A 16,100-nucleotide genomic window follows, 5' to 3' on the forward strand; every position below is an offset into this window, starting at 1 on the left:
ATTTAAATTAATCAAATTGAAAACTTGAAAAATAAATAGATAAGTTTATTAATTTTTCAATAAAGATAATAATATAATTAAGATTACTTAATTATTTATTTAGACTATTTTTTATTAAAAGTCTCCAAAAAAGGTGATAAAATGCCAATCATGTCCTTTGGAAGTCAGAACATAAATATAATCACAAATAAAAAAGCTATGACTGTAAGGAAACTATGGAAAACACCTTTGAAAGTTGGAGACAGACTTCATTGCTATTGGAATTTAGCTTCTAAAGAAAAAAAGAAAATTTTTGAAGCTCAGGTTACTGACGTTAAGACACTCCCATTTAAAGAAATCAAAAACAATGATAAGCTAGCCCAAGAGGAAGGATACGAAGATTCCAAGGAGATGGTTAGGGAATTTAAAAAAATGTATCCTGATGGAATCTCTGATGAAGATTTATTCCAGGTAATCTATTTTGAAAAGCTAGACATCAACAAATGGAAAGGGGAAAAAATCGACCAAAAAGAGATGATTACTCAAAGGGCAGACATTTTATTTGATACAGGTAAATACGACAAGTCTGTATTATGTTATAATGCTGCTTTAAAGATTGATCCAAATGATGTTTATCTTTTAAACAAAAAAGGAGACAATTTAAGCAGGCTCGACCGTTTTGATGAATCCATTGAATGTTATGACAAGGCTTTGGAAATTGAAGGAGATAATGAATACATCTGGAACAACAAGGCAATAGCTATGCTTAACTCTGGTAATATAGATGCGGCGCTTGAAGCGAGTGATGGTGCATTGAATGCAAACCCTAACAATCCAGTGGTTCTCTATTGGAGAGGATTCATTTTGGAAATCCTGGCAGAATTCGATAAGGCTTTGGAAGTTTATGACAAGCTGATTACCATCGATGACACAAACCCTGAAGTTTGGAATGCACGTGGAAATGTATTGACTGATATGGAAAGGCCTGAAGAGGCATTGGAAGCATATGACAAGGCATTGGAATTATGTTTGGAAGATTCTGAAATAGATGCAACAGCACAAAACAGGAAAGGAAATGCTCTCCTTGATCTTGGTAGATTTGAAGAGGCAATTGAATGTTATGACAAAGCGATAGAGCTTGAGCCAAGAAACACTTCATTCCTATTGAACAAAGGAGTTGTGTTGATGGAACTTGACAGATTCGATGAAGCAGAAATCCTTTTCACTAAAGTTCTTGCTCTAGACCCATCAAACGATGATGCAAGAGTATTGAAAATGGAATGTTTGGAAAATATGTAACTCTTTTTTTAAATTTTTATCTAATAATTATTTTTATCTAACTTAAAATTTTTTATCTATTTTTTACTATTTTTAACTACTTTTATGATAATTAATTGGTTTATGTAGATTATTGAATTAATAATAAATAAAAAAAGAATTTGAATTAATTTAATTAAAATAATGATTAATTAAAAATAAGTTTACCATATATAACCATATTTTAATAATAGTTAAAAATAAAATAATGAAAAGAAAAATTTATGTAAAAATCAGAACTTCAAATTATCAATTGCCTTAACTAATTTTTCACTTAATTCATAAGTTCTTCCCATAGGTTCATAAGAATATGTTTCATAAACAATAGTTGGAATACCACTTTCCACAACTGGAATTGTAATATACGGAGGGCTTGTTCTATACTCTGGAGCATAATAAACAAGGCCATCGATTTCATCCAACAACACATTGAGGAAAATAGTTGACTCATCATCAAATCCTGGAGCGAAAATGAAATTGGTTTTTTCATAGGTTCCAGGTCCCTTTAAACCTTTATTGCTGTGAATATCTGCAAAGAAATCATACTTATTATCAATTATATGCGGTGCTGCAAACTCTTGAGCAAGCAACTGACCATCCATACGGCCCTCTGTTTCCGCGTCAAGCTCACCAACTACATTTATATTGTAAATATAATAGGAACAATTTAAAATACCTTCTTTATCCCATTCAATTATTGTATCAAACAATCCCCTATGAGCCTTGCTCTCCATTGGATGCATGCCAATTAGGTAAGCTATTTTAATATTTGAATCAGTGTTTCCAAAAGGCCCATGAAGATGAACAGTTCCCAAGTCATTTTCTCCAATCAATTCTGCATCATATAGTGAAGAATTCACTTTTGCCTCATCTGTAGGTTCTTGAGGATAATCTTTCTTAATCATATTTACACATCACACTTAAAAATTTATTAAAATTAATTATCAATTATTTCATAAATTAAAATTCTAAATTATCCACTACATCTACAAACTTATCCATCAAATCATAAGTTGTATTGATTGGCTCATAACAATATGTTTCATAGTTTACTGTTGGAATTCCCGCTTGCTCTGTAGGCAATGTGATATAAGGTGGACTTGACTGTGCACTTGGGAAATAGTAAACCAACTCTGGCATTTTATTTAAGATCTCATTTACAAAGGCTTCAGACTTTTCATCCTGACCTACTGCAAAGACAAAATTGGTTTCTTCATAAGTTCCTGAAATCATGCCCTTATTGCTGTGAACATCTACAAAAAGATCATAATCATTGCTGATTATATGGGGAGCTACAAACTCCTGAGCAAGCAACTGACCATCCATTCTTCCTTCATCATCAGTATCATAATTTGTTACATTGATTTTGTAGATATAATAACAATAATTTAAAGAACTGCTTTTAGAATTTACAGTGTCAAATAAAGCTTTATGAGCCTTGCTTTCCAATGGATGCATACCAATTGAATAAGCTATTTTAATGTCTGAATCAATGTTCCCAAAAGGACCTAACAATTCTACAGACCCCAAATCATTTTCACCGAGCAACACAGAGTTAACATTTGAAGTGTCGATTTTCGCTTCAGCTGTTGGCCCATCAGGATAGGATTGATTAATATTGATAGCATTATCAACATTGCCAATAGAACCATTGCTAGAATTGTTTGAATTATTGACAGATATTGCATATCCGAAAAAAACAATAGCTATCGCTAATATAATCACTAAAATAAGTATCAATTTTGATTTATTGTTATCTGGAATCATATTCTCAAAAATAGTAAAAATTAGAGAATAATTAAAATGAGAATAATTAAAATTAGTCCCTAATAGTTTAAAATGAATTTTTAATTAATTTTTGTATTTTTCCACCAAACTGATTCCCCAGCTAGCCATTTCATCAGCTTTTTCCTGGGAATCAGATTCAGCAAAGCATCTGAAGATCGGTTCAGTACCTGAAGGCCTGATAATTACCCAACCATCATCCTTTAGGATTTTAACTCCATCTGTTGTATCAAGCTCGAAATCAGTTGTTTCCTTGATCTCGTCTGCAATCTTTGCCATGACTTCCTGCTTTAGATCATCAGCACATTCGACTTTCAATTTTTCCTGATAATAAACTGGAAGCTCTGCTACAAGCTCAGACAATGGCTTGTCTTCCTTAACGAGTATTTCAAGAATCTTTGCTACAGTCATAGCTGCATCTCTTCCATAGATGAAGTCTGGGAAAATGAGTCCGCCATTTTCCTCTCCACCGAATAATCCATCAGTATCCTTAAGTTTTCTTGCAACAAGCAAATCTCCAACAGCGGTAGCTATCACTTCACCACCAAATTCCTCTGCAATATCATAAATTGCTTGGGAAGTAGCTACAGTAGTAACGATAATTCCTCCGCCATTTTCCTTTAGCATATGCTTTTCAACAAGGGCAAAGGTCTTATCTCCTAAAATGAAGTTTCCTTTCTCATCAATGCAGATGGTCCTATCTGCATCACCATCATGAGCAAGACCAATGTCGGCACCTAAATTCTTAACAGTTGCAATCAAGTCCTGAAGATTCGGTTCAATTGGCTCTGGGTCTCTTCCTGGGAAAAATCCATCCGCTTGACAGTTGATGGTTGTTACCTCACAGCCTAATTCCTTAAGGATATAAGGTGCTGTATAGGAACCTGCTCCTGAACCGCAATCAACTACAACCTTAAGTTTTCTGTTTCTGATTGCTTCAGCATCAACTCTTTTTATTGTCTCTGCAATATACTCCTTAATTATAGTGTCATTGGTAAAGCATTCTCCAATCTTATCCCAAGAAGCCCTATTAGGCTCTGAGTCGAAGTATAACTTTTCAACCTCAATTTCCATGTCATCTGGAGTTCCTATACCAAACTCGTCTACGAATTTAAGGCCATTGTATTTTGGAGGATTGTGTGAAGCGGTTACAATGATTCCTCCATCGTAATAATTTCTTACAGCATATTGAATAGCTGGTGTCGGAAGAATTCCCAAATCCACAACATCACAGCCAGATGAAAGCAATCCAGCAGTAATTGCGTATTTAAGCATTGGAGTGCTTGTTCTTGTATCCCCTCCAATAGCTACAGTACCTTGAACAATTGATCCATAACTTGCTGCAAGACGTGATGCAAATTCCGGAGTCAAAACATCATTTGCAGTTCTTCTTACACCAAATGTACCAAATAATCTTTTTTCTACCATTTTATGACCTTTATAAAATTTAATAAATGATTAAATATTTAATATTTTAAATTATTTTTAATATTTTAAATTATTTTAAATCTAAATATATTTTTGTTTATAAAGTTTAAATATTTTATTAAAAAATGCTTAAGAAAGCAATTTAATCGAATTTGAATTGGATAAAATCAGTTCCATTGAAGACTTGTACTCCGTTATGCTTCCAATTACCTTCACTTTATGATTCTTAAAACTCTCTAAATCATTTCCAGCATCCTTAAGCTCAACTAATGTCGATTCAAAAATGATTAGGTTTATCTTTCCAGTACCATCATTCAACTCCATAAAGCAAGAGCTTCCGCTTGAAGATTCCTTAATCGATTCAATCACTCCTGTGACTGCTACAGTTTCTCCAATATTGTTTCTTGTAATGTCCTTTATTTGAATTTCCTTAGGTTCAATGTAAGATGCAAAAACAAGCATTCCAATAATTCCAACTAATGATGTAATCAATGCAACCTTAAAAATTATCTTGTCATTTAATTCCATAAAATCACCAAATAATATTCTTAAAATGATTTATTTTTAAAATAACATATAAATATTGCTTAAAATTAAAAAATAAGTTATATTATGAATATAATATTGTTTTAAACTCACCATAATTATTTAAAATGATATCAATGATAAAATTCAATGAAAAATTATGGTGGCGAATGGAAAAAATAAGAAAGAAAAAATAGCTAAAAAAGTATGAAAAAATAAAAAAAAAGAAAAGGAAGAATTAAAAAGAATTAAAAAAATAAAAATTAAGATTATTGACCCTCATACATTGATTCTAATCTTTCGATTGTATCAATGTCCTCTACACCCTTATCTGTTCTTATGCCTTTTACAATAGGGAAACGTAAAGAGTATCCTGCAGGATATTCTGGACTTTTTACAATCTCACTGTATTTTATTTCTAAAACAATCTTTGGCTGAACAGTAATGTGAGTTCCTTTCTCTGAGATTATGATTTCTTGCATTTGTTTTGTTAGATTTGCCAAATCATCATCTGAAAATCCACTTCCAATCTTGGTGATGGTTTGCAAATCCCCGTATTCATCACGAAGAGCAATCTCATAGGATCCTATAAACTCTCCCCTTTTACCTATTCCCTTTGTTCCTCCAACAATAACTGCATCCAATGTTTCAGGTTCTGCCTTGAACTTTAACATTTTCTTTCCACGAATTCCAGGGATATACGGTTCAGCACAGTTTTTAATCATGATTCCCTCATGTCCACCAGCTATGGATTTATTGAATAACTCTACAGCATCATCTATGTTTTCAGGACCAACTTTTACAATATCACTGAGGTTCAATTCATCAATTGAGGTATCCACAGCATTTTCCAAAATCTCCCTACGTTTGATGATAGGTTCATCAACTACAGGCTCATTGAAGTAGAGCAAATCGTAGAGGAATATTTTTATAGGAACATTTTTCATTGCATCATGGATATCATATTTCCTTCTGACCCTTTGCAACACTGTTTGGAATGGAAGAGGCTTGTTGTCTCTGAATCCTACAATTTCCCCTTCAGCAATAAAGTCCTCATCTGGGAAACCTCTTCTGATGAAATCCACTGCATCCGGGAAAGCATGTGTGACATTTTCCAAACGGCGAGTGAATAAAGTGATTTCATCACCATTCTTATGGAATTGAGTACGGAACCCATCATATTTAGTCTCACAAAGTGCACAACCCATTTCTTCAATGCTTATATCAATACCTTCAGAGAGTTGTGCAAGCATTGGCTTTACTGGCCTTCCAGGAATCAATGTCAATTTCTTAAGCCCTTCTTCACCTTCAAGCTTTGCCACTTTTGCAACAAGACCTAAGTCATTTGTCAACATATGAGCCCTTTCAGCAACAGCCTTGTCAACACCAAAGGCTTGGGATATTGCATCACGAATGATCCCTTCTCCAACGCCAATCCTAAGCTCTTCCAAAATGGTTCTGCAAATGTATTTTGCTTCCTTTCCAGAAGCGGAAGATAAAAGTTCAAGAATATTGGAAATTTTACGGGCAGTGGATCTGCTTCCAGATATTGTTGCCAATTTTCTCAATTGATTATAAACAAATTTAACAGTTAATGGCTGTGAGAAAAATGTCATTTGAGCCTTTTTGGCATAGAGCTTTTCTGCAGCTGCTCCAATGTCTCCTTCATCACGGATGGCATCTTCAACGGCATCTACAGAAACTCCTACAGCATCTCCAACAGCTTTCATAACTAGCTTATCGCCTATTCCCTGTTCCTCTTCACTCCAAGAAGGGAAAACACTACCTAAAGCCATTAATGTGATCTTCTCTAAATCCTCTTCCTCAACTTTTATTAGAAAATCCGCCAAAATATCTGTTTTTTCCAATCTTTTTGTAGTGGCTCCTAATGCCTCGTAAACATTTACAAGTTCTTGATATTTCATCTTTTCACTCCCAAGAATCAGTGACAATTTGATTTAATTTATTTTAAAATTTGTGATAAAATCATTAATGATAAAATTAATCTAAAAATCTCCTTTAGCTATTTTAACTGCACAGTACTCTCCACACATAGCGCACATTTCATCATCATCAAGTTCACATTTGTTTCTATAATGCCTTGGCTTGACATTGTCAAAAGCAAGATTGAATTGAGCTTCCCAGTCAAAGTTTTTCCTTGCAGTTGCCATTTCCACTTCCTTTTCCCATGCAGTTTCCAAACCTAAGGCAACATCTGCAGCTTGGGCAGCAATCTTGCTTGCAATGACTCCTTCCTTAACATCCTCGAGGGAAGGCAGTGACAAATGTTCTGCAGGTGTTACATAGCATAGGAAATCAGCTCCGCTCGAAGCGGCAATAGCTCCTCCAATAGCTGAAGTGATATGATCATAACCAGGTGCTAAATCTGTAACGATTGGACCTAAAACATAAAATGGAGCTCCATGACATAATGTCTTTTGAATTTCCATATTGGACCTGATTTGATTTAATGGAACATGCCCCGGACCTTCAACCATAGTTTGAACTCCTGCTTCCTGAGCCCTTTTAACAAGGGTTCCCAAGGTAACCAATTCCTGAATCTGGGAAGTGTCAGTTGCATCTGATAAGCATCCTGGACGAAGCCCATCACCTAATGAAAGGGTGATGTCATATTCCAAAGCGATTTCGAGAAGGTAATCGTAATTCGCATATAATGGGTTTTCCTCTCCATTATGTAAAATCCATGAAGCAAGGAAAGTTCCTCCTCTGCTTACAATACCCATCATTCTTTTAGCTTTCTGCAGCTTTTGAACTAAATCCTGATTAATTCCACAGTGAAGGGTCATGAAGTCAACACCATCTTTTGCCTGATGGATGATTGATTCCCATATGTCATCCTCATCCATTTCGATGATTTCATTGCCTTTATTTAATGTGATGACTCCTGCTTCATAAATCGGAACAGTTCCAATAGGCACATCTACAGAATCCATAATCTTTTCTCTGAATTCAAGTAATTTAGGACCTGTACTTAAGTCCATAATCGCATCTGCACCAAAATCAACCGCCAACTTTGCCTTTTTCATTTCAAGATCAATATCCTCGATTTTACTTGATGAACCTATATTTGCATTGATTTTAGTGGTTAATCCCTTTCCAATACCGCAAGCTTTAGTTTCTCTTCCAATATTCTTTGGGATTACAATAGTTCCATTAGCTACTCCCTTTAATATCTTTTCTACATCTATCCTTTCAAATTCCGCAACCGCTTTCATTTCAGGGGTGATGTTTCCTTTCTTAGCTTCAGTCATCTGTGTCATTAAAGCACCTTTAATAATTTAAATCATTTTAATTTTGAAATATAATTGTAATAATCATCATAGTATTATATCTATAACATTAATCTATTACATAATCCATAACATATTAAATTATGTAATTTATTATTTAATTAATTTGTTATAATCACATATAAATGACAAAATTAGATTTATTAAATTAATTAAGAAATAGTTCAAAAACAGTCTAATAAATAGGGTAATGATTAATTAAAAAAATAGTTCAAAAACAGTTGAATAAATATAAAAAATAAAAAAGAAAAAATAATTGAAAAATAAAATTTTCAATTATATACAGGTGTATCCACCATCAACAGCAATTGATTGACCAGTTACGTAACCGGATTTAGGGGATGCTAAGTATACAACAGTGGAATCTAATTCTCCGTCTACACCAGATCTTCCAACAGGTACAACAGTTTTTGTGTAAGCTTTGTACTCTTCAGTTTCTAATAAGTCAATGGTTAATTCAGTTGGGAAAGTACCTGGACAGATTGCATTTACAGTAATGTTGTATTTTGCCCATTCTGCTGCTAATTGTCTTGTGAGGTTTACTACTCCACCTTTTGCTGCTGCATATGGGGAAGTTGGAGTTGCCATGGTTCCTACTAAACCAAACATGGATGCAGTGTTGATGATTCTTCCGTATTTTTGTGGAATCATTGCTTTTTTAGCTACTTCTCTGGACATTTTGAAAGTACCAGTGAGGTCTACATCTACGGTTTTGTTCCATTCATCATCAGTTAATAATTCTGCTTCTTTTGTTGCACCGTATCCTGCGTTGTTGTGGAGAATGTCAATTCTTCCAAAGTGGTCCATGATTTCTGCAACACATTTTTCTACACTTTCAGTGTCAGTTACATCACAAACTACACCAATGCAGTCCACACCAAGTTCTTTAATTTCATCTGCTACTTGGTTTAATCTTTCTTGTCTTCTTCCAGTTACTACAACATCTGCACCATATCTTGCGTATGCTTTTGCCATTTGTACACCAATACCGGAAGATGCACCACTTACTACAGCAACTTGACCTTGTAAATTAAATAAATCATTCATTTTTTCATCTCCATAGATATCCTTTTTTAAGGTTATCTTTGTAATTAATAATATGTTTTTCTTAACTTATAAACTTAACACATTTCATTTTTTTCTAAATTTAACTAGGTTAAATTAGATATTTTTTAAAATTTTTTATTATATTGTATAATTTTTTTAAGATTTTTTTAAATTTTATTCATTTGTTAAACTTGAGTTTAAACAAACACTCATAAAAATAGGCAATAACTTAAAAATAGATATGTCAATAAATAATAAAAAACGATTATTTCTAATAAATACGAATAAATAATGTAAAAAAAGAATTTGATGAATTGATTTTTCATCAAAAAAAATAAGAAAAGTTTGAAATGAATTAATCAAACTTTAATATTCAAACTAGTCACTATAATCTGCATCCAATAATGCATCAAATTGATAGTTCGGATATTTATCTTGAATTTCTTTCAAGACTTTCTCTTTTACTTCAGCACGATTTGCATCAAAATCAATGATTAAATCGAAAGTGATTAAATTTAAGTCATCATCCATATAGAATCCATGCATTTGCAATATTTCCGGATATTTTGCAATTATTTCATTAAGACTTTCCTTGATTTCTCTAGTTTCTTCACTATCAGTATTTGATGCATAGATTCCAACTGTAAGAATTATTCCAAACTCTTCATAAACAGAATATAGAATACTTCTGGTTAACTTATGAATCTCCTTTGCAGTCAAGTCATCCCTAAGCTCAACATGAACGGATCCCATCAATTGTGTTGGTCCGTAATTGTGCAAAGTCAAATCATAGACCCCTAATACTTCATCAAATTCACTTATTTTATCCTTAAGCTTATCAGTTATTTCGCTGTCAACACGAGTACCGATCATACTGCTTAATGCTTCAGATAACATTTCAATAGCTGCCTTTATAATGACAAATGCAATGATTGTACCTAAAATGCCCTCTAGACTAATGTTCCAGATTAAGCTGATAATAGCTGCAACCACTGTAGACAATGAAAGTATTGCATCAAAGAGTGCATCACTTCCAGATGCAACCAATGATTGGGAATTTATTTCCTTTCCCTTTCCTTTAACATATCTTCCCAAAAGGAACTTTACAACTACAGCAACAGCAATTATAAAGATTGAAACAAAGGTATAATCTGCCAAGACCGGATTGAATATCTTAGGAACAGACTCTTCCAAAGCTGTTATTCCTGCAAGCAATACGATAATGGAAATGATTACAGAGGAAAAGTACTCTATTCTCCCATAACCATAAGGATGCTTTTTTTCCGGCGCTTTACCTGCTAATTTTGTTCCAATAATTGTAATTATTGATGATAAAGCATCAGTTAAATTGTTTACTGCATCCAATGTGATTGCAATACTGTTTACCATGATTCCAATTGTTGCCTTAAATGCAACAAGGATTAAATTAACCAGTATTCCAATGACACTGGTTCTCACTATGATCTTATCTCTCTCCATAAACATACCCCAATTAATAATAAAAAAATACTTAATTATAATTATATACATCAAAATAAATATAATTTGCCATTTAACTAACATGATTGATATTTTTACTTTGAAGCTAAGGAAAGGGGTTTTAAGTAATGAATTCAAATACTAAACCCAGTTAATGATAGTTAAAAAAATTAAAAATTTATAGATAAATGAACAAATCAAACCAAAAAATATAGAAATAATTAAAAAAAGCAATATAAAAAATTAACAAAAGAATAATTAATACTGAATAAATCATATTAAAAAAATAATAAAAATGAATAAAATTATACATTAAAGTATAAAACTGATATTTAAATTAGACATTATTCAAATTTATCAATACATTTATATAATAAAAAGGAGTTATTATTAACAAGGTAAACATAAGGGGATACAATGCGCAAAAATTCAGTATTTAATCAAGAAAACAGTTATCTAAACTCATGGTATAATATAACAAAAGGATTTGGAGAATTCTTTAAAGAAAGAAGTGCAGATTTGGAAATCAATCCTGCTGAAGCAATGTTCTTATCAAAAATCTATTACAATGATGGAATTAGCCAAAGGGAAATTGCACATAGTTTAATTGTTTCCGAGGCAAACATCACAAAAACATTTAAGAAATTAGAAGGAAAGGAATTGGTTTATAAGACTGTTGATGAAGACAATAATGCTCGCCGTAACTTACATTTAACTGAAAAAGGAGAAAAAACCTTTGAAAGATGTATAGAAATATTTGGAGAATTCGATATAATCACTTTTGAAGACTATGATTCCGAAGAAAAAGAAAGAATGGAGGAACAATTAAAAGAAATCTCCGATAAAGCTTTGAATATTATTAAAAAATAATTTATTCCATTAAACATCATACTTGAATCATTTTATTTTTATTTTTATTTTTTTAATCTGTTTTTAAAAACTCCAAAATAAAAATAAGACTCTATTTTAATAAAAACTATTCTAAAAAAAGATATTCTATAAAAAAGAATAGCTATAAAAAACTATAAAAAGAAAAAAAGAAAAGATAATTGAAAAATAATTGAAAAATAATAAAATAAAAAATAATAAAATTTACTTATGCCACTTCTACATCTTCAATTTTAGAAGGCATATCCGCTTTTTCTAATTTTTTACTATTTTCTTCATCTAAACTGATCAGTAAAGCATCTTCTTCTAATGCACCAGGGTCTTTTTCGATACATTCTTTTACTTTAGCAGTAATTGCTCCACCATCTTCGTTGTCAATCATGTCAACAAGTTCTAATTGATTTTGGAACCTTTCTACACCTTCCATTGGAATATTTTCTACGAAAGGAATAGCACCAGTAGCCCCAGTGATTTTCTTTTTCTCAGGATCGCAACCATTTTCATGCAATGCTTTGAAACTTTGACCAGTAATGTGTCCTTGCACTTCCGCCCCACAAAGAATCAAGAATCTGATGTTTGGGTTTGAAATGATGTTTGCTACAACTTTTTCAATACCTAAGTTTTCAGTCTTGCAAGGTCCGGCAATTGCTGCTCCAGCAGCAGCTGGAATGTCTTCATTGTGAGAAGCCAAAGTGGTTACAGCAACAGGACTTTCAGGATCTCCAACAATATAATCTCCACTTACTACAGGCCAATTATCAGCAGTAGGTTTTTTATCTACCATAATATCACTCCTCTAAACTTTAATCTAAGCTATTTTTTTAATGTTTAAACTATCAAACTGTTAAACCCTAAGATATGAAAGTCAATAAACAATGGATTAAATTTCATACTAAATAAACTACAAATAGATTTATTATTAAAGGAGTATTTAAATATTATCTCATTTATACTGTATAAAAAGTAAATTAGACTTTAAAAACTAATTTAAACTAATATAATTTATTAAAAAACAAAAATAAATCATTTATACAAGCCAATAGAAAAATAAAGTAAAAAATAAGGAATAAATCCTTTAATAAGAATTATAATAAGTTTTTAAAATAACAATGATAATGGCTAAATGAAATAAAAATTATAAAAATTATAAAAATAGCAAATAAAATAGCTAAATGAAATTTAGTTCGGCAAATAAAAAATGAAAAAAGAAAGAGAAAGAGAAAATGCTTTATCAATTAATTATGAATTAATAAAACATCGTTTTCACATTCTTTAAGTACATTCTCAGCAACACTTCCAAGAACAAACTTATGAATGCCACTTACACCTGAAGATGCAATGATAATCAAATCACAATCCTCATCTTCAGCAACCTTATTGATTTGTTCAGATGGGAAACCTGATTTTACCATGGTCCTGACATTAAAACTGTCATCAAAGCAAGCTGCCATGGCTTTTACATTATCTTCAGCTTCATTTACAGCTTCCTTATTTATTTTCCTAACATCTTTGGTCCTATGGAATGCTGTTTTTCTTATTTTAATAGCAACAGAGAGAATTATAATTTCCCCATCTTCTGCCAATACATGTTTAGCTCTTTCAACTTCACGTAAAGAGTGTTCAGATCCATCAGTTGGTAATAAAATTCTTTTATACATAATTCCACACTTAATTTTAAAAATACTATTTCAATCTAAAAATATTTTTCGTAATAATATATTTGATTTAACTTATATAAGTATATTATCAATTCATTCGATTATATATTAACAAAGTTAATAAGAATGTTTATCTTTGACTTAAATATTTGTGAGTTTGAACAGATAATTTGATATTTTCTAAACGAGGAAAGTTTTCCCTAATCAAATCAGCCATTAAAGCATCCTTGCTGAATTCACCTTGAAGCCATATTGTCTTATCATAGCCATACTTGTTTTTTATTGAAATCACTTCATCTATATCTTCCTCACAAGTGATTACAAACTTAAAGAAAACATTTTCATACTTATAATAATTTTCAAAGACCTTTTCCTTATCTTCCTTTGGACTGATTACATATTCTATTTCAGGAAGATATTCGAAAATTGAACCGTTTGTCTCAAGCTGAATCTTAATGTCTTCAGGAAGCTCCTTAATCAAACGCTTTATCTCTTCCATCTGCAAAGTAGGCTCCCCACCGGTTATGACTAATAAGTTTATATTATTAAACTCCATTTGGGTCAATAGAATCTCTGCCACATCATCAACAGACAGCATTTCATATGTTGAAATGTCAGTATCACACCACTGGCAGTTCAAATTGCAACCATATAACCTTAAAAAGGTTGCAGGAGTTCCTATGTAAGGCCCTTCACCTTGAAATGATGTGAATATTTCACTAACCTTAATTTCAATCACCTACTTTAAAAAACTCTAAAATACTTTAAAGAATCCATTTCATCTTAATTAGCAATTTAATCTAACCTATTCCATAGGTTCGTAAGTTACACCAGTCTCGGGAGTTTCATAAACTCCAACACTTACCAAACATTCGATTTTAGGTTTCAATCCATCATAGAAGAACTTGCTCATTTCTTCCATTGTAGGGTCTTCTGAATCCATGAATTCATTTAAGTTCAAATGGTCAACACCAATGAACTCATTGAAAATCGCTTCAATGTCATAGGTGTCCATAATCATGTTTCTGTAATCCAAATCCTTATATGGTGCCTTTAAAGTTAAGATGACCTTATACTGGTGTCCATGCCATTGAGTGCATTTTCCACCTTGGTTCTTTAACTTGTGACAACCGTAAATTCTATGTTCTGATACTAATGTTAACATAAATATAACCTCCGTAACTAATAAAAATTTCTAATCAGATTGATTTTATTTATTTTATTGATTTAATAATTCTATTAATCCATCCCTAATTCCTTTTTAGCCTCTTCAATAGCTTTTATTCTTGATTTGCAACTGAAGCATTCCCCACAAGGAGTTCCATCATTGTTTACATAACAACTCCATGTCTTTTCTATTGGCACTCCCAATTTCAATGCAAGCTTTACAACATCTTTCTTGTCTGTATCAATAAATGGAGCGCAAACAGGAATGTATTCATAGTTATTGACTTTATTTAACTCATTGATCTTCTCTAAAAACTCTGGGGTGGTGTCTGGATAATCACCGATATCTGCCTTGATTGCACCGTAATAGACTTCTTCCTTATTGTTGCTTATTGCAAATGCAGTTGCAAGTTCAAGCAATATTGTATTTCTGCTTGGAACAACAGTACTCTTTGGCTCTTCAACATTGTCATTATCAGAATCAGTCAAGCTGCTTGAAAGCAAATCCACAATATTCTGTATATCAAATACGAAATGAGGAACATCATTCATTTTACAGATTTCTGCTGCCCTTTCAATTTCAATAGCTGCCTTTTGACCATAATTGAAACTGAGTGCAGTTACCTTATTCCCTTCATTCAATAATTTATACAATAAAGTGGAAGAGTCCAATCCTCCAGATAATATTAAAACTACATCTTTTGACATTTAAATCTCCATAAATAAAATTAATAAATATATAATATTATATTTCTGTTTTACAATACATTTAAAATTAATTATTAAAATGGTAAGAATAATTAAATTATTAATTAAAAAATCGATTAAAAAAAAAAAGAATAAAAGATAATCAAATATAATTAAAAAAATTTATAATGGATATCATCAAAAAAGATTTCTAAATTAAAGGATAAGGATGTTTAGAGTTTCCTGTTTTCTTTTTAGGTCCTCCAATCTTATCTAATCTTAATTTAATAAATTCTTCTCCTTTTTCACTTGCACCATAAATAGGAATTGAAGTGCCTACAGAGAATATGTCTTCCTCATCTGCAATATCCCTTAAGTGTTTACTGGCACATGCAGTCACTGCATCACTAACATCAAATATAAGTTCTGATTCTTCTCTTGAAAGTCCTGTAGTATGTACTGCAAAGAGATAAAGATTCACATCATCATATTCCTTTTCCAATTCTCTAAGGATTATTCCGTCTTCTGGAAATGCTATTGTAACTGCAATGTTCTTATATCCATTTTCAATAGCTAACTTGAACCCTTCGACTTGATCAATAATTGCAGTTTCCTCGTCAACAATATGGTTAGGTGAGAACTCTTCAATAAGCTCTGGAATTGGGCTTGTTTCCACAAGACCTGAAACTCTTCCACCTACTCCTTGAGCCAATTCACTTTCAGTGATAAGCACAGTTCCACAGCCTTCACATACCATTACGGCACAATCGATTATATCCTCAGCAAGCAATGTGGACAATATTTCAGAGATTCCGAAGGATAAGAAGTC

The 16,100-nt window shown here is 32.0% G+C and carries 15 protein-coding genes and 1 pseudogene; 2 read left to right on the top strand and 14 right to left on the bottom strand.

The genetic code is table 11. From position 1 onward, the window contains the following. The first annotated feature begins 141 nt into the window (after positions 1-141). Positions 142-1,278 (top strand): tetratricopeptide repeat protein, encoded by a 1,137-nt coding sequence (locus Q0409_RS07300; RefSeq protein ID WP_298536497.1) that lies wholly within the window; start codon positions 142-144, stop codon positions 1,276-1,278. 251 nt (positions 1,279-1,529) lie between these two features. On the opposite strand, the gene Q0409_RS07305 is transcribed toward Q0409_RS07300, so the two are convergent. The 8 genes from Q0409_RS07305 to Q0409_RS07340 form a co-directional block, all read right to left on the bottom strand. Beyond that, positions 1,530-2,201 (bottom strand): adhesin, encoded by a 672-nt coding sequence (locus Q0409_RS07305; RefSeq protein WP_298536499.1) that lies wholly within the window; start codon positions 2,199-2,201, stop codon positions 1,530-1,532. Between the two features lie 55 nt (positions 2,202-2,256). Next, a complete protein-coding gene (locus Q0409_RS07310) occupies positions 2,257-3,063 on the bottom strand; it encodes an adhesin (protein ID WP_298536501.1) in 807 nt (268 codons plus the stop codon). Positions 3,064-3,147: 84 nt separating this feature from the next. Then, positions 3,148-4,509 carry a phosphoglucosamine mutase gene (glmM, locus tag Q0409_RS07315; protein WP_298536503.1) on the bottom strand — a complete coding sequence of 454 codons (1,362 nt, stop codon included), beginning with the start codon at positions 4,507-4,509 and terminating at the stop codon, positions 3,148-3,150. Positions 4,510-4,638: 129 nt separating this feature from the next. Beyond that, entirely contained in the window at positions 4,639-5,037 is a 399-nt protein-coding gene (locus Q0409_RS07320) for an exodeoxyribonuclease VII large subunit (protein ID WP_298536505.1), read from the bottom strand. A gap of 266 nt (positions 5,038-5,303) precedes the next feature. After that, positions 5,304-6,959 (bottom strand): ATP-dependent DNA ligase, encoded by a 1,656-nt coding sequence (locus Q0409_RS07325; RefSeq protein ID WP_298536507.1) that lies wholly within the window; start codon positions 6,957-6,959, stop codon positions 5,304-5,306. Positions 6,960-7,040: 81 nt separating this feature from the next. Further along, positions 7,041-8,315, bottom strand: a complete 1,275-nt coding sequence (thiC, locus tag Q0409_RS07330) for a phosphomethylpyrimidine synthase (RefSeq protein ID WP_298536509.1) — start codon at positions 8,313-8,315, stop codon at positions 7,041-7,043. 306 nt (positions 8,316-8,621) lie between these two features. Continuing rightward, the gene (locus tag Q0409_RS07335) at positions 8,622-9,392 is read right to left on the bottom strand and encodes an SDR family NAD(P)-dependent oxidoreductase (RefSeq protein WP_298536511.1); all 771 of its coding nucleotides are present in this window, start codon (positions 9,390-9,392) and stop codon (positions 8,622-8,624) included. Between the two features lie 378 nt (positions 9,393-9,770). Continuing rightward, positions 9,771-10,871, bottom strand: coding sequence for a cation diffusion facilitator family transporter (locus Q0409_RS07340; RefSeq protein WP_298536516.1), 1,101 nt, complete (start codon positions 10,869-10,871; stop codon positions 9,771-9,773). A 417-nt stretch (positions 10,872-11,288) separates the two neighbouring features. On the opposite strand from Q0409_RS07340, the gene Q0409_RS07345 reads away from it, so the two are divergent. After that, positions 11,289-11,741, top strand: coding sequence for a MarR family winged helix-turn-helix transcriptional regulator (locus Q0409_RS07345; RefSeq protein WP_298536518.1), 453 nt, complete (start codon positions 11,289-11,291; stop codon positions 11,739-11,741). Positions 11,742-12,018: 277 nt separating this feature from the next. On the opposite strand, the pseudogene mtrA reads toward Q0409_RS07345, so the two are convergent. The 6 genes and pseudogenes from mtrA to Q0409_RS07375 form a co-directional block, all read right to left on the bottom strand. Next, positions 12,019-12,543: pseudogene (mtrA, locus tag Q0409_RS07350) on the bottom strand (tetrahydromethanopterin S-methyltransferase subunit A); the annotation flags it as partial. A 451-nt stretch (positions 12,544-12,994) separates the two neighbouring features. After that, complete coding sequence (locus tag Q0409_RS07355; protein ID WP_298536520.1) at positions 12,995-13,417, bottom strand: universal stress protein; 423 nt, start codon at positions 13,415-13,417, stop codon at positions 12,995-12,997. A 130-nt stretch (positions 13,418-13,547) separates the two neighbouring features. Continuing rightward, positions 13,548-14,156 (bottom strand): 7-carboxy-7-deazaguanine synthase QueE, encoded by a 609-nt coding sequence (locus Q0409_RS07360; protein WP_298536522.1) that lies wholly within the window; start codon positions 14,154-14,156, stop codon positions 13,548-13,550. A 66-nt stretch (positions 14,157-14,222) separates the two neighbouring features. Further along, a complete protein-coding gene (locus Q0409_RS07365; protein ID WP_298536524.1) occupies positions 14,223-14,582 on the bottom strand; it encodes a 6-carboxytetrahydropterin synthase in 360 nt (119 codons plus the stop codon). A gap of 74 nt (positions 14,583-14,656) precedes the next feature. Then, complete coding sequence (queC, locus tag Q0409_RS07370; protein WP_298536527.1) at positions 14,657-15,292, bottom strand: 7-cyano-7-deazaguanine synthase QueC; 636 nt, start codon at positions 15,290-15,292, stop codon at positions 14,657-14,659. A 190-nt stretch (positions 15,293-15,482) separates the two neighbouring features. Further along, positions 15,483-16,100, bottom strand: a 618-nt coding sequence (locus tag Q0409_RS07375) for a DUF2099 family protein (protein ID WP_298536530.1), incomplete at its 5' end; no start/stop codon positions are given.

Source organism: uncultured Methanobrevibacter sp., assembly GCF_937898925.1.
Lineage (GTDB): Archaea > Methanobacteriota > Methanobacteria > Methanobacteriales > Methanobacteriaceae > Methanobrevibacter.

Excerpts from the sequence above, each read along its gene's own strand:
- Q0409_RS07300 (WP_298536497.1), top strand. The coding sequence starts at position 142 with ATGCCAATCATGTCCTTTGGAAGTCAGAACATAAATATAATCACAAAT.
- Q0409_RS07305 (WP_298536499.1), bottom strand. The coding sequence starts at position 2,201 with ATGATTAAGAAAGATTATCCTCAAGAACCTACAGATGAGGCAAAAGTG.
- Q0409_RS07310 (WP_298536501.1), bottom strand. The coding sequence starts at position 3,063 with ATGATTCCAGATAACAATAAATCAAAATTGATACTTATTTTAGTGATT.
- glmM (WP_298536503.1), bottom strand. The coding sequence starts at position 4,509 with ATGGTAGAAAAAAGATTATTTGGTACATTTGGTGTAAGAAGAACTGCA.
- Q0409_RS07320 (WP_298536505.1), bottom strand. The coding sequence starts at position 5,037 with ATGGAATTAAATGACAAGATAATTTTTAAGGTTGCATTGATTACATCA.
- Q0409_RS07325 (WP_298536507.1), bottom strand. The coding sequence starts at position 6,959 with ATGAAATATCAAGAACTTGTAAATGTTTACGAGGCATTAGGAGCCACT.
- thiC (WP_298536509.1), bottom strand. The coding sequence starts at position 8,315 with ATGACACAGATGACTGAAGCTAAGAAAGGAAACATCACCCCTGAAATG.
- Q0409_RS07335 (WP_298536511.1), bottom strand. The coding sequence starts at position 9,392 with ATGAATGATTTATTTAATTTACAAGGTCAAGTTGCTGTAGTAAGTGGT.
- Q0409_RS07340 (WP_298536516.1), bottom strand. The coding sequence starts at position 10,871 with ATGGAGAGAGATAAGATCATAGTGAGAACCAGTGTCATTGGAATACTG.
- Q0409_RS07345 (WP_298536518.1), top strand. The coding sequence starts at position 11,289 with ATGCGCAAAAATTCAGTATTTAATCAAGAAAACAGTTATCTAAACTCA.
- Q0409_RS07355 (WP_298536520.1), bottom strand. The coding sequence starts at position 13,417 with ATGTATAAAAGAATTTTATTACCAACTGATGGATCTGAACACTCTTTA.
- Q0409_RS07365 (WP_298536524.1), bottom strand. The coding sequence starts at position 14,582 with ATGTTAACATTAGTATCAGAACATAGAATTTACGGTTGTCACAAGTTA.
- queC (WP_298536527.1), bottom strand. The coding sequence starts at position 15,292 with ATGTCAAAAGATGTAGTTTTAATATTATCTGGAGGATTGGACTCTTCC.